The sequence below is a fragment of the Nocardia sp. NPDC024068 genome (assembly GCF_040638875.1).
Classification (GTDB): Bacteria; Actinomycetota; Actinomycetes; order Mycobacteriales; family Mycobacteriaceae; genus Nocardia.
On record NZ_JBEZYU010000002.1, the window covers coordinates 163,151 to 176,289 of the forward strand.

Annotated in this window: 13 protein-coding genes; 6 read left to right on the plus strand and 7 right to left on the minus strand. The window is 67.2% G+C overall.

The window, feature by feature from the left end; translation table 11 throughout:
• Window positions 1-209: 209 nt before the first annotated feature.
• From AB0F41_RS03660 to AB0F41_RS03675, 4 genes are all read right to left on the minus strand, one after another.
• Window positions 210-989, minus strand: a complete 780-nt coding sequence (locus AB0F41_RS03660) for an SDR family NAD(P)-dependent oxidoreductase (protein ID WP_357421137.1) — start codon at window positions 987-989, stop codon at window positions 210-212.
• A 144-nt stretch (window positions 990-1,133) separates the two neighbouring features.
• Window positions 1,134-2,306, minus strand: a complete 1,173-nt coding sequence (locus AB0F41_RS03665; RefSeq protein ID WP_357421138.1) for a macrolide family glycosyltransferase — start codon at window positions 2,304-2,306, stop codon at window positions 1,134-1,136.
• Between the two features lie 234 nt (window positions 2,307-2,540).
• Window positions 2,541-3,047, minus strand: a complete 507-nt coding sequence (locus tag AB0F41_RS03670; protein WP_357421139.1) for a hypothetical protein — start codon at window positions 3,045-3,047, stop codon at window positions 2,541-2,543.
• Between the two features lie 247 nt (window positions 3,048-3,294).
• The gene (locus tag AB0F41_RS03675; RefSeq protein WP_357421140.1) at window positions 3,295-4,497 is read right to left on the minus strand and encodes a site-specific integrase; all 1,203 of its coding nucleotides are present in this window, start codon (window positions 4,495-4,497) and stop codon (window positions 3,295-3,297) included.
• Window positions 4,498-4,899: 402 nt separating this feature from the next.
• On the opposite strand from AB0F41_RS03675, the gene AB0F41_RS03680 reads away from it, so the two are divergent.
• Window positions 4,900-5,841 carry a hypothetical protein gene (locus AB0F41_RS03680; RefSeq protein ID WP_357421141.1) on the plus strand — a complete coding sequence of 314 codons (942 nt, stop codon included), beginning with the start codon at window positions 4,900-4,902 and terminating at the stop codon, window positions 5,839-5,841.
• Between the two features lie 75 nt (window positions 5,842-5,916).
• The gene (locus AB0F41_RS03685) at window positions 5,917-6,279 is read left to right on the plus strand and encodes an MmcQ/YjbR family DNA-binding protein (protein WP_357421142.1); all 363 of its coding nucleotides are present in this window, start codon (window positions 5,917-5,919) and stop codon (window positions 6,277-6,279) included.
• A 56-nt stretch (window positions 6,280-6,335) separates the two neighbouring features.
• Here the strand turns inward: AB0F41_RS03685 and AB0F41_RS03690 are convergent, their stop codons facing one another.
• The gene (locus tag AB0F41_RS03690; RefSeq protein ID WP_357421143.1) at window positions 6,336-7,553 is read right to left on the minus strand and encodes a TerC family protein; all 1,218 of its coding nucleotides are present in this window, start codon (window positions 7,551-7,553) and stop codon (window positions 6,336-6,338) included.
• A gap of 197 nt (window positions 7,554-7,750) precedes the next feature.
• Between AB0F41_RS03690 and AB0F41_RS03695 the strand changes: the two genes are divergently transcribed.
• The 4 genes from AB0F41_RS03695 (at window position 7,751) to AB0F41_RS03710 (ending at window position 10,069) form a co-directional block, all read left to right on the plus strand.
• The gene (locus AB0F41_RS03695; protein ID WP_357421144.1) at window positions 7,751-8,398 is read left to right on the plus strand and encodes a DUF308 domain-containing protein; all 648 of its coding nucleotides are present in this window, start codon (window positions 7,751-7,753) and stop codon (window positions 8,396-8,398) included.
• A 38-nt stretch (window positions 8,399-8,436) separates the two neighbouring features.
• Window positions 8,437-8,976: a hypothetical protein gene (locus AB0F41_RS03700; RefSeq protein WP_357421145.1), complete on the plus strand. Its 540-nt coding sequence runs from the start codon at window positions 8,437-8,439 to the stop codon at window positions 8,974-8,976.
• Between the two features lie 95 nt (window positions 8,977-9,071).
• Entirely contained in the window at window positions 9,072-9,671 is a 600-nt protein-coding gene (locus AB0F41_RS03705; RefSeq protein ID WP_357421146.1) for a CGNR zinc finger domain-containing protein, read from the plus strand.
• A 5-nt stretch (window positions 9,672-9,676) separates the two neighbouring features.
• The gene (locus tag AB0F41_RS03710; protein ID WP_357421147.1) at window positions 9,677-10,069 is read left to right on the plus strand and encodes an SRPBCC domain-containing protein; all 393 of its coding nucleotides are present in this window, start codon (window positions 9,677-9,679) and stop codon (window positions 10,067-10,069) included.
• Window positions 10,070-10,419: 350 nt separating this feature from the next.
• Here the strand turns inward: AB0F41_RS03710 and katG are convergent, their stop codons facing one another.
• Together katG and AB0F41_RS03720 are read right to left on the minus strand one after the other, a co-directional pair.
• Complete coding sequence (katG, locus tag AB0F41_RS03715) at window positions 10,420-12,603, minus strand: catalase/peroxidase HPI (RefSeq protein WP_357421148.1); 2,184 nt, start codon at window positions 12,601-12,603, stop codon at window positions 10,420-10,422.
• Between the two features lie 22 nt (window positions 12,604-12,625).
• Window positions 12,626-13,060, minus strand: a complete 435-nt coding sequence (locus tag AB0F41_RS03720; RefSeq protein WP_357421149.1) for a Fur family transcriptional regulator — start codon at window positions 13,058-13,060, stop codon at window positions 12,626-12,628.
• Between the last annotated feature and the right edge of the window lie 79 nt (window positions 13,061-13,139).

The window sequence follows — 13,139 nt, forward strand, 5'->3', positions numbered from 1 at the left end:
CCAACTCAACGGCTTCCACCTTCAGGAACCGGCGAGGGTGAGACGACTGGTCATGTTCAGTTCGACCTGCTCATAAGGTAGTACGTGTGTTCGCACTATGGTCAACAAAATAGATAGATACCTAGATATGCGCATTACAACATCAATCCATCACACCTTAGACCAAGGGCGAACACGTCACCTCAAAAAGACCACAAAGACGCGGGGCCTCAGCTGCCTGTTGTCATCTCGGATACGCGGCGCACGATATCCGGGTATCGCATCGTGTGGGCGCCGCCGTTGAGGTCCACGGCCGACCCGGTCATCCAGCCGGCGGCGTCGGAGGTGAGGAAGCCGATAGTCTGTGCGACATCTTCCGGTGTGCCCGCCCGGCCCAGCGGTGTGTTTTCGAGGTATTCCTCGACGAGGCCGGGTACGAGCGTCGCGCCGTAGGTCAGCGGGGTGTGGACGAAGCCCGGATTGACCGCGTTCACGCGAACGCGAGGTGCGAGCTCCATCGCGGCTACTTCGGTAAGCATGAGGACCCCGGCCTTGGCCGAACAGTAGGCGCTCATCCCGACTCCGGGTTGCCGGCCGTTCAGGGAGGCGACCAGAACCACCGACCCGCCGTCGCGGACGGTCCGTGCGGCCTCTTTGACGGTGAGAAACGCGCCGGTGAGACAGACGTCGACAGTGGCTTTCCAGTCGTCGAGCGAGAGATCGGCGATGGTGCCCGGCCGGGAGATCCCGGCGCAGTCGACGACGGTGCCGATTGCGCCGTGGCGATCGAGGACGGCGTCGAAGAGGGTGCGCATTCCGGCCCCGTCGGTGACGTCCACCTGATGGGCGGTCGCGGTCGCGCCGAGTGCGGCCGCCCGTGCGTCCGCGGCGTCGCTGTCGAGGTCGGCGATGACAACGGTTTCTCCACGCCCGGCCATGAGCTGTGCGGTGGCCCAGCCGATTCCGGAGGCGCCGCCGATGACGACCGCGACCTGTTCCTCTGCGCTCAAGACGTGCTCTCCTTCGATTCCGCGACGCGCCCCGGCGGCCCCACGGGCCGCGGACACATATCCATACAGTTGTCTAGCACCATGGGTTGTTTTTGGCCAGCATGCGACGGCCAGGGAGGAGCTGCCTGCGGTGCCCCTGCAACCTCACACCATTGCCTCGATGAGGTCGGCCGCGCGCTCGGTTCCGCCTTGGGCCAGGGTTTCGGCACGAAGTGTGGCGCAGCGATGGGCGACCTCGGGGTCGGCGGTCAGTTCGAGCAACGCTGTCCGCAGGGATATGGCGTCGGCGTCGGCGGTATCGATCCGCCGCGCGATGCCCAGCGATACCAGTTGATCGGCGTTGATGAATTGTTCGGCACCTTGGGGTACCGCGATCATGGGTACGCCGGTGAGGAGTCCTTCACCGCTGCTGCCCATTCCGGCGTGGGTGACGAACGCGTCGGCCTGTTCGAGGATGGCGAGTTGCGGTACCCAGGAATGCACTTCGACGTTGGCGGGTATGCGGCCGAGCTCTTGGGGGTCGGTGTGTTTGCCGATCTGGAGGACGACGTGCCAGCCGGGGAGGTCGCCATAGGCCGCCAGGCACTGGCGGTAGAACTCGGGCTGCCGGGTATAGGAGGAGCCGAGGGAGATGAGCAGGACCTTGCCGGCGTCGGAGGGCCGGGTCCAGGTGCCGCGTTCGGCGCCGGTGCGCAAGCACGGTCCGACGAAGGTGACCGCCTGGTTGTCGACCTGTTCGGCATGGGGTTGCATGGCGCGGGCGATCAGGGCGAGGGCTCGGGCCGGGCGGCCGGAGAATTCGTCGACGTCGGTGGTGGTGGCGCCGGATTCGGCGAGCCAATGGGAGAAGCGGTTCCGGTAGACGTCGGCTCCGGGCAGTTGCCAGAGTTGGGCGGCCATATCGTTGTCGTAGTCCGACCAGGCGACGTAGGTCGGTGACAGTTGCAGGAGTGGCCGCTGCTGACTTTCGGCGAGGGCGCGGGCGGCGTAGGCGCCGATATCGTAGAGGTAGAGATCGGCCGGGTCCTGGTCGTAGGCGGCGCGTAGCTGCGGGAGGGCCTGGACGGCGTTGTCGAGGAACAGGCTCATTGCGGCGATGGGGTCGTCGGGCCAGATGTTGTCGTCGGTGGGCAGCGTGGATCTGCAGGGGACCACTTCGGCGCCGGTGGGGGTGATCAGGTCGGCGACGGAGGGGTCGTTGGCGTAGGTGACCCGGTGGCCGCGGACGGTGAGTTCGCGGATTATTTCGAGGCCGGGCAGGATGTGGCTGACCGCGGATACGCCGATCATGGCGATATGAGCGGGGCGCTTCGGCACAGGAGTCTCGTTTCAGGTCTGCGGCGGACGGTACAGAATGCCTATGCCCGATCGGAGCACGGGCGTCGACCGCGACACGCGGTGATTATCAAATCCGCAATTGTGATCCATACCGGTTATCGAATTCGGAATCCGCGAGGGTGTCGGGTGACGGCACGGGACCCGGTGAACTGATCAGTTCACCGGGTCCCGTGGGAGAGTGCGAGGCCGTGGCCCCGCGATCGCGCGGTAAGGCTACATCTGGCGAACCTGCTGGCGCACCTGGTGCAGCTGCAGTTCCCACTGCATCGCGCGGTCCTGGGCCCGGCTGGACTGTTCCTCGGCCTGCTGGGCGAGGTAGGCGGCCTGATCGGCCTGGTCCTGGGCCGACTGACAGCGCTGGCCGGCCTGGTTGGCCTCGCCCTGAGCCTGCTGAGCCTGGCTCTGGGCCCGGTCGGCTTCGGACTGGGCCTGCTGGGCCTGGTTCTGCGCCTGAGTCGCTTGCTGGCGGGCCTGCTGGGCCTGCTGGTTGGCCTGGTTGGCCAGGTTCTGCGCGACCTGGGACTGGTGCTGGACCTGCCGGGCCTGCTGTTGCACCTGCCGGGCCAGGTTCTGCGCCTGCTGGGCGAATTGCCGAGCGCTCTGCGCTTCCTGGCGGATCTCGTCCAGGCCCCGGCGCAACATCTCGAGGCTCTGGACGTCCTGACTGCTGCCGTTGCCGTTACTCGTACGGGTCGCGGCAGTAGCGGTTTCTTGCGCCATCTGAGCATCCTTCCAAAAGGGGGTTTGAAACGGACTGACTCGTGGAGCGCTCACATCCTCGCACAGTCCGGCGCCCCGCGACCCCCGCCATTTCGGTGAATAATCGCTGCTCGGAGGGCCGCTCGCGGTTATCGGTCGCGGGCCCGGTGTGAGGGCGGCGGATGGACGCACCCTCGGCATCGGGGTTGCCGGATCGAGACCGCACCGTCATGGAAGCGGATCCGCGGCCGGGTTGGCGGGTTCGCGGTCAGAGGCCGAGTTTGGTGACGGCGTTGTCGGCGAGGGGATCCGCGGTACGGATATAGCGGTGGACGGTGCGAGGGTTGCTCCACCGCCCCTGGCGCATGATCTCCCGGTCCGCGGCGCCGCCCAGGGCGGCCTGGGTGGCGAATCCGGCGCGCAGGGAGTGGCCGGAGAACAGGGCGGGGTCCAGGCCGGTGCGGGCGGCGTAGCGTTTGACGATTTCGGCCACGGCCCGTCCGGACAGTGCGGTGTCGCCGATACCGCCGTGCCGGTTGATCGCGGGCAGGAGAGGCTGTTCCGGTGAGAAGCGGGGGTCGGGGTGGTAGCCGTGGCAGCGGTGGATCTGGGGGTCGGCGCCGGTGTGTTCTTCGATCCAGGTGCGGACGGTGCGGGGGTTGTCGGTGTGGGCGGCGAGCAGCTGTAGCCAGTCGGCGCAGGCGCAGACGGGACAGGTGTGTGCCTGTCGGCCGCGGGGCAGCGCGACGTGTTGTTCGGTGACACCGGTGGGATCGGTTTTCGTGCTCGGCAGGTGGAGGAGCAGTAGGGGCTCGCCGGTGTTGTGGTCGGTGCCGAAGTGGATATCGCCGATACGCAGACCGGCCAGCTCGCTGCGGCGTAGTGCGCCGGCGAAGCCGAGGAGCAGGAGCAGGGTGTCGCGGCGGCGGGCGGGTTCGCCCGGCCATCCGGGTTCGGGGAGTGCGGTGAGAAGTTCGCCGAGGGTGTGTAGCAGGACGGGTCGTTTGCGGTTGGGTCGTGCGCGACGGGTGCGGCGGATACCGCGGAGGGTGAGGCGGACGACGTCGCTGCGGGTGGGTGCGGGCAGGCCGTTGGCGGCATGGACGGCGGCGATGGCGGCGGATTTGCGTTCGAGGGTGGCGGGTCCGTACGCGTATCTGCCGGTGGGAGTGCGGGCGTCGGCCGCGGCGGCGAGGTAGACGGCGATATCGAGGGGGTCCGCGGGGAGGGCACAGCGGTTTTCGCCGGCGCACCAGGCCGCCCATGCGGTCCAGTCGGTGCGGTAGGCGCGCAAAGTGTTCGGTGATTGGGAGGCGCTGAGGTAGCGGCCGAGGGCGGTGGCCTGTTCGGTGTCGAATCGTTCGCGGACTGTGCGTAATGCGGCCGTGTCGACGAGCACGCTGGTGACGCCGCGGCGGAGTTCGGTGCGGACGGTGTCGGGTAGGGCGAGGTCGAATTCTGGTTCGGTCACCGGTGTGGGACTCCCTCGGTAATTGCGTTGCCAATACGTTTAGTTGGCCGTGACGAAACGAAACGCATTGAAGGCCGGACTGTTTACACGCACCCTACCTCCTCTAACCGCCGATAATGTTCACTTATCGGCGGTTAGGGCACGCGCCGCTTTTTCCGAATCGCTATCGAACTCGGAGGATTTCGTTTCGTGTCATTACGTGTGTAATGACGAAACCAACGCTACGATTCAACCGTGCCGAGCACCTGCAACTACCCCGGCTGCACCCAACCGATTCCACGCCCCTCGGGTCCTGGCCGGCCATCGGAATACTGCGACCGTCCCGACCACACCCGGTGGCGAGCCTGGCGGGAAAGACAACGACTCCAAGAGGAGTCACAGCCCGCCGCCACTTCTGTCACTGTGACGCAACAGGGTCCGGTGACATCGGCCCGGCTGCGAGCGGACGAGTTACTCGCCCAGTTCCGCGGCCTCGCCGAACAACTCGGCACCACCCTCAACGCCGCGGTGGCCGAAATGTCCACCCTCGCCGACCCCTCGGCGGCCGAGGCGCAGGTGCAGGCCGTGCAGGCGGATGCGGCACGCCGGATCGCGGAGTCCGAGATGGCGGCCGCGGCAGCCGAACAGGCCCGTCGGGACGCCAACGAAGCACGTCGGCGGGCCGAGGAGGCAGCCGATGACGCGGTGAGTACGGCCGAGACGGCCGATGCCCGGATCGCGGACGCGCAGTCCCGCGTCACCGCCGCAGAAAACGCGCGGGATGATGCGATGCGTGAGGTCGAAGCCGTCACCACCCGGGCCGCCGATGATGTTTTCGCAGCCCGTTGCGCGGCCGACGAGGATATCCGGACGGCTCGGCGTGAGGCGGCCGAGGAGATCGAGCGCGTCCAGGCTGTGTGCGGCGACGAGATCGACCGGGCCCGTCGTGCGGCCGAAGCCGATATCGCGCGCACCGAACGTGAATGCGCCCAGCAGGTGAAGGCCTCCGCTGCGGATCGCGATCTCGCGGTCCAGCGCGCGGCCGATACCGAGCGCGCCCTGGAACGTGCCGAACGATCGGCCGCCGAACGATCGGAAGCGGCTCAGGAGATGCGCGCGGAACTGCAGCGTCTGCGCGCCGAGTTCGATGGCGTCCGTGCCGAGCTCGCCGAAACCCGCCGGACCGCGGCGGCCGATCTGGCCGCCGCCCGCGCCGACGCCGATACCCGCGTCGAGAAGGCGCACGGCGACGCCGCTCGCCGTATCGAGGCCCTCGAACACGCGCGTACCCAGACCCTGGCCCGGGCCGAGCGGGCCGAACGTCAGCTCGACGCACTGGTGGCGGTCGATGAGCCGAGCGCGTGAGGGTCCGCCGCGCAACGGCCGTCCGGTGCCGTTGCGCGTGAACCGGCGCGGGGAACCGCGCGGTACGGTGGCGGTATGAGCGAGGATCCGCTGCCGAAGTTGCGGGCGTTGTGTACCGCGCTGCCGGAAACCTCCGAACGGTTGAGCCACGGCGAACCCACCTGGTTCGTGCGCGGCAGGAAGACGTTCGTCACCTACTCCGACCATCATCACGACGACCGCGTGGGCTTCTGGTGCGCCGCGCCGCCGGGAACGCAGGAGACGCTGGTGGCCGCCGAACCGGATCGGTTCTTCCGGCCGCCCTATGTGGGTCATCGGGGCTGGCTGGGCGTGTATCTGGATGTGCCGGTCGATTGGTTGGAGGTCGGTGAGATCGTGACGGAGGCCTACCGCGTCGTCGCTCCGGCACGACTGGTCGCCGCCCTTGATGAGGCCTAGCCCGGACCGCGCCCGGTATGCGCCGCCGGGGTGCGCGACACGGAGGACTGTGGCGGTCACATCCGCAGCGGGAGACCGGCTTCGATGCGGGATACGCGGTCGGCGTGCACGTAGTGGGCGTGTTCGAGCAGCGCGATGAGTTCGGTTTCGCCTTCTCGGATGCGCCTGGTGTATTTGCGGGGCAGGTTCGCGATGGTCTGTTCTTCGGCGGTCATCTCGGCGTAGGTGTGCTCGCGTAGTGATTGGTCGGCTTCGTAGCCGAGGTCGAGGTAGCGGGTGGCGTGCCGCCGGGCGTTGGATACCGCGGTTTGGGCGCGTCCGGCGGGGCTGAGCAAGGATGCGGCAACCGTGACCACGAGAATCGCTACGATCACCGCCAGCGAGGCGCCGGTGGAGATTTCGGTGACCGGGATCGGGTCGCCGTGGTTGATGAAGGGCACGTTGTTCTCGTGCATGGCGTGCAGGATCAGTTTGACGCCGATGAACGCGAGGATGGCGGCCAGGCCGAAGCCGAGGTAGATGAGACGGTCCAGCAGCCCTTCGAGGAGGAAGAACAGCTGACGCAGGCCGAGTAGGGAGAACGCGGTGGCGCTGAAGACGATGAAGACGTTCTGGGTGAGTCCGAAGATGGCCGGTATCGAGTCGAGGGCGAACAGGACGTCGGTGCCACCGATGGCGATCATGGCCAGCAGCATGGGGGTGATCCGGCGGCGGCCGTCGACGACGGTGACGAGTTTGTCGCCGTCGTAGTGGTCGCTGGTGCGCAGGAATCTGCGGGCGAGCCGGAGCACGATGTTGTCTCCGGCGTGACTGTCCTCGCCCTCCGGTTTGAGCATGTTCCCGGCGGTGATGAGCAGTGCGGCGCCGAACGCGTAGAAGACCCAGGCGAAATTGTTGATCAGTGCGGCGCCCACGAAGATGAATCCGGTGCGCACGATCAGCGAGAACACGATTCCCACCAGCAGGACCTTCTGCTGGGAGGCGCCGGGGACCCGGAAGGTGGTCATGAGGATGAGGAATACGAACAGGTTGTCCACCGAAAGCGCTTTTTCGGTGATGTAGCCCGCGAAGTACTCCACTCCCATCGTGGCGCCGCCGAACAGCCAGACCGCGAATCCGAACGCGATCGCGATACCGATATAGGCGGCGGACCATATCGCGGCCTCGCGGAGGGTGGGGGTGTGTGCGTTGCGGACGTGGAAGAAGAAGTCGAACAGCAGGAGGCCGGCGATCAGCGCGAGGGTGCACGCCCAGGCCAGGGCGGGAACGGTCACGGCAGCCTCCTGACGGGTGGGGCGGATGCGTCGCTGGGGCGACTGTAGTCCCGTGGCGGCGCGTCTCAGGAGTTTGCGCAGGTGGTGTCGGAGGGGTGCGGGCTCAGCCGGTGGGTGGTGTGCCCGGGATGGGGGCGTATACGGACACTCGCGGCAACTGTGCGGCAATCCGCGGCCTCTACCCATATCATTCAGCTATGCCGTCCTACGAGGAACCGGATGATCCTCCGGTGTTCGGTCGCGGAGTTCGCCAGACGATGGCGTCGATGGGGGTCTGTTCGGCGGTGATCGGTATCGCGACGGTGGCGTGGCCGGATAAATCGCTGGGCGCGGTCGGCAATCTGTTCATGTTTTCGCTGCTGTGCAATGCGGTGACCTTGGCGGCGGTGGCGTTCGGGAGCCGGCTGGGCCGGTTCCCGCGGGCACTGCTGGGTCTTGCGGCGGTGGTGTCGCTGGTGACGGCGACGCTGTGTTTCCGGGCGGGGAACTGGACGCTGCTGCTGGCGATGTGGCTGGGGCTGGCATGGTCGGTGCGGGGGATCGCGCATGCGGTGGCGGGGGTGTGGGACGACGACGAGGTGACCGGCAGCGGCCGGCAGGAGTTGTTCGGTCTGGTGACACTCACGGCCGGTCTGGTGATCGCGATCGCGCCGTTCGACAGTATCGAGGCGTTGGCCGCGGCGGCCGGTTGCTGTATGACGGTGTTCGGGGTGCTGGAGGTGTGGACGGCGGTGCGTTCGCCGTTGGCGGTGTCCTCCGGTTTCGACGGATCACTGTCCCCGGATGACCATCTGACCTCGGTGATCGCCAATGCGGGGGGTTCGGGAGGGCGTACCCGCGAGTGAGACGCCGGATCGGTCCGGATTTCGCTAGTCTTCCTGTCATGGCGATCATTGCGAGCCATCGGATCATGCGCCTGCGCGCATTGATCGAGCATCCCAACACCGGCGCCGACGAACGCGCCACCGCGCAACGCATGCTGGACCGGCTGCTGATGCGTTCCGGCGACTCGCAAACAGGCGACCGAACGTACGGTAACCGGCATCATCGGGTGGGTAAGCATGCCGATCTGCCGGCGGTGGCGGAGATGATCCGCGCCGATATCGCGCTGGGGCGGATCATGTTCGCGCCGCAGACGAGGGTGGGTGAGCCGGCCTTACGGGATCCGCTCGGCGACGCTCCCGTCCAGATCGAGATCCGGGTGGATCTGCCGCACCACGGGTGTATCGACATCACGATCGACAGTGTGCCGCGGGAGTGGGGCTGGGTGGTCGAGGACGGTATCGAGCAGGTGAGTCCGCTGTTGCAGGAGCTGGCCATGGAGCTGGCGGAGATCATGAACGGCTACAACCGCGACGGCAGCGATATCGACAAGCGGTTCTTCGGCCGGGTCCGGATCCCGGAGTTCACGCTGGTCTGGTAGCGGATCCGATTCATTTCCGTGGCGCGGATGCCCCGGAGTTGTCCGGAACATTCAACCGGTTCGCCCAGAGTCATGTAACCGCTTATACTAGTTACATGACTACCGGAGCAGGTCCCGGCTTGATATTGCGCTCCCATACCGGCGTCGACTACGTCTTCGACCCCGGCGCGCTGTGCCTGGAACTACTTCCCACCGGAGGCCCCGGCCCCTATCAGGTCTACGAAATCCTGCACACGCCCGCCGATCTGGTCTCCTGGGCCGGACGATCCCGGCTCACCCCCACCCCCCGGCTCGCGGTGACCGCCGACGAGGTCACCGCCGCCCGCGAGCTCCGCGACACCCTGTTCGAAGTCGCCCGCGCCCGCTCCCACGGCGAAACTCCCACCGCCCGCGACCTGGACGTCCTGAATGCATTCGCCGCCGCACCACCGCTGACCCCCGGTCTCACCCCGGCGGGTGCCCGCACCTGGTCACCCGGCTCGGGCACCGCGCTGCTGTCGACCGTGGCCCGGGACGCGATCGACCTGCTGACCGGCCCGCATTCCCGCCGCATCCGCACCTGCGCCGCGACCGACTGTCAACTGATCTACGTCGATACCTCACGTCCCGGCCGACGCCGGTGGTGCTCGATGGAGCACTGCGGTAACCGCAGCAAAGTGCGCGCGCACCGCGCGCGCAACCCCGAGAAAGGATGACCGCCATGCCCACCGGACTCACGAAGGACGCCGGCTGGCAGATCGGTGTCGCCCGCACCCTGCCGCATTCACCGGAGGTGGTCTGGAGCTATCTCACCAGCACAGCCGGACTGGCCTGCTGGCTCGGCCCCGGCGCCGAACTCGACCCCGAACCGGGTACGCAGTACCGCACCGGTGCCGGAACGACCGGCGAAGTGCGCAGCTTCCGTCCCGGCGACCGCATACGCCTCACCTACGGTTCCTCCACCGTCCAACTCGCCCTCACCCCCGCGTCCGCGGACCGTACCCATCTGCGTTTCCACCAGGAACGGCTGTCGAGCGCGAATCAGCGCGAACAGCAGCGGACGCATTGGCAGCAGGTTATGGACCGGGTCGCGGCAGCTCTGGAGGCAGGCTGATAGGGGTCGCCGCGGTATCGGCCGAATTTCGGGCGGATATGGCGTAACCGCTGGTCGGTTCGAGCAGGCTTGCGCCGGATTCGCCGAGGTGTGTCAGACCGGAGTGCTGGAGGTCGTGTAGGTCCCAGCCGGTGCCGGGCCCATCGGTCACGGTTGCAGCGGTACACGGCGGGGTCGAACGACACGGTGGGCGATTCGCCAGCCGAGGTCGGTCCGTTCGAGGGTGTCGTCGTAGGTGGCGCTGCCGACCGATCCGTCTGTCGTGATGCCGACCGGTACACGACGCAGCGCCCGGGAGTCGGAGGACTCCCGGGCGCTGCGGTCATCCGGTCACCCGGACCGGATCCGGATCAGACCAGATCGAACCGGTCCGCGTTCATGACCTTGTTCCACGCCGACACGAAGTCGTGCACGAACTTCTCCTTCGCGTCGTCGGCGGCGTATACCTCGGCGACCGCGCGCAGTTCGGAGTTCGAGCCGAACACCAGGTCGTAGCGGGTGCCGGTCCATTTGACCTCGCCGGTCGCGGTACCGCGGGCCTCGAAGGTCTCCTGGGACTCGTCGGTGGACTTCCACTCGACACCCATATCGAGCAGGTTGACGAAGAAATCGTTCGTCAGTGTGCCGACCTTGTCGGTGAGCACACCCTGCTTCGACTGCTTGTAGTTGGCGCCGAGCACCCGCAGACCGCCGATCAGCACGGTCAGCTCCGGTGCGGTGACACCCAGCAGGTTCGCGCGGTCGATCAGCAGGTGCTCCGACGGCAGCCGGTGGCCCTTGCCGATGTAGTTGCGGAACCCGTCGGCGCGCGGTTCGAGCACACCGAAGGAGTCGATATCGGTCTGCTCCTGCCGGGCGTCGTTGCGGCCGGGGGCGACGGGCACGGTGACCTGGACCCCGGCCGCCTTGGCGGCCTGTTCGACTCCGGCGGCGCCGGCGATCACGATCAGGTCGGCCAGCGAGACCTTCTTGCCGCCGGTCTGCGCGGCGTTGAACGATTCCTGGATCTTCTCCAGCGCGTTCAGCACCGTCGCCAGCTGTTCGGGCTCGTTGATATCCCAGCTCTTCTGCGGTTCCAGGCGGATCCGGGCGCCGTTGGCGCCGCCGCGCTTATCGCTGGAGCGGAACGTGGACGCCGAGGCCCACGCGGTGGACACCAGCTGCCCGACGGTGAGCCCGGCGGCCAGCACCTGCTCCTTGAGCGCGGCGATATCGGCTTCGCCGACGACCTCGAAGTCGACGGCCGGGATGGGGTCCTGCCACAGCAGTTCCTCGGCGGGGACCTCGGCGCCGAGGTAGCGCTCGACCGGGCCCATATCGCGGTGGGTCAGCTTGTACCAGGCGCGGGCGAACGCGTCGGCGAATTGGGCCGGGTTCTCGTGGAACCGGCGCGAGATGACCTCGAATTCGGGGTCGAACCGCAGCGCCAGGTCGGTGGTGAGCATCATCGGCTTCTTGCGCTTGGCCGGGTCGTGGGCGTCGGGGATGATCTCCTCGGCATCCTTGGCGACCCACTGGTTGGCGCCGGCCGGGCTCTTGGTGAGCTCCCATTCGTAGCCGAACAGGATCTCGAAGAAGTCGTTGGTCCACTGCGCCGGTTTGGTGGTCCAGGTGACCTCCAGACCGCTGGTGATGGCGTCGCCGCCCTTACCGGTGCCGTGGGTGCTCTTCCAGCCGAAACCCTGCTGCTCGATGAGTCCGGCCTCGGGTTCGGCACCGACCAGGTCGGCGTCGCCGGCGCCGTGGGTCTTACCGAAGGTGTGGCCGCCGGCGATGAGGGCCACGGTTTCCTCGTGATCCATCGCCATCCGGCTGAAGGTTTCCTTGATGTCCACGGCCGCGGCAAGCGGATCCGGGTTACCGTTCGGGCCTTCGGGGTTGACGTAGATCAAGCCCATCTGGACGGCGCCCAGCGGGCTCTCCAGATCGCGTTCGCCGGTGTAGCGCTCGTCGTTGAGCCAGACCGATTCCGGGCCCCAGTAGACGTCCTCGTCGGGCTCCCACACGTCGGCGCGGCCACCGGCGAAGCCGAAGGTCTCGAAGCCCATGGTCTCCAGCGCGACGTTGCCGGCGAAGATCATGAGGTCGGCCCAGGACAGTTTCTTGCCGTACTTCTTCTTGACCGGCCACAGCAGGCGGCGGGCCTTGTCCAGGTTGCCGTTGTCGGGCCAGCTGTTCAGCGGCGCGAAGCGCTGCATACCGCCACCGCCACCGCCGCGGCCGTCGATGGTGCGGTAGGTGCCGGCGCTGTGCCAGGCCATCCGGATCATCAGCGGGCCGTAATGCCCGAAGTCGGCGGGCCACCAGTCCTGCGAGGTGGTCAGGATCTCGGCGATGTCCTTGCGGACCTCGCCCAGGTCGAGGGTTTTGAACGCGGCGGCGTAGTCGAAACCGGGTTCCATCGGATCGGACGCGGGCGCGTTCTTGCGCAGGATCTTGAGGTTGAGCTGGTTGGGCCACCAGTCACGGTTGCCGGCACCCGTGGTGGGGTGTTTGGCCGTGAACGGGCACTGGCCCGTGGAGGTCTCGGACACTGCATTCCTTCCGGTTACGTGGTCATTTCGGGCTGGGTGTGGTGGAACAGGCGGGGCACAGGCCCCAGTAGATGACCTCGGCTTCTTCGATGGTGAAGCCGTGGTCGTCGGAGGCGTCGAGACACGGTGCGGGGCCGGCGGCGCAATCGACGTCGGCGATGACACCGCAGGAGCGGCAGACGAGGTGGTGGTGATTGTCAGCGACCCGGGTCTCGTAGCGGGCCACGGATCCGGTGGGCTGGATACGCCGCAGCAGGCCCGCGGTGGTCAGGGCCCGTAGTACGTCGTAGACGGCCTGGTGGGAGACGGCGCCCAGGGTGTCACGCACCCGGCCGATGATCGTGTCGGTATCGGAGTGCGGGGCGTCGTGGACAGCTCTCAGAACCGCCAGCCGCGGTGCGGTCACACGCAGCGCGGCATCGCGCAACATGTTCTCGAACTCCGCGGTGGTGGTCACGGGACGCAGCTTACCTATTTTCTTGAATCAATCAAGTCTCGGTCTGTCTCCAGAAAAGCGTCGGAATCGATGACCGAGC

What these genes read in the sequence shown, in the direction of transcription:
- AB0F41_RS03670 (WP_357421139.1), bottom strand. Translation starts at nt 3,047, where the DNA reads ATGGCGCAAGAAACCGCTACTGCCGCGACCCGTACGAGTAACGGCAAC.
- AB0F41_RS03685 (WP_357421142.1), top strand. Translation starts at nt 5,917, where the DNA reads ATGAGCGAGGATCCGCTGCCGAAGTTGCGGGCGTTGTGTACCGCGCTG.
- AB0F41_RS03695 (WP_357421144.1), top strand. Translation starts at nt 7,751, where the DNA reads ATGCCGTCCTACGAGGAACCGGATGATCCTCCGGTGTTCGGTCGCGGA.
- AB0F41_RS03700 (WP_357421145.1), top strand. Translation starts at nt 8,437, where the DNA reads ATGGCGATCATTGCGAGCCATCGGATCATGCGCCTGCGCGCATTGATC.
- AB0F41_RS03705 (WP_357421146.1), top strand. Translation starts at nt 9,072, where the DNA reads ATGACTACCGGAGCAGGTCCCGGCTTGATATTGCGCTCCCATACCGGC.
- AB0F41_RS03710 (WP_357421147.1), top strand. Translation starts at nt 9,677, where the DNA reads ATGCCCACCGGACTCACGAAGGACGCCGGCTGGCAGATCGGTGTCGCC.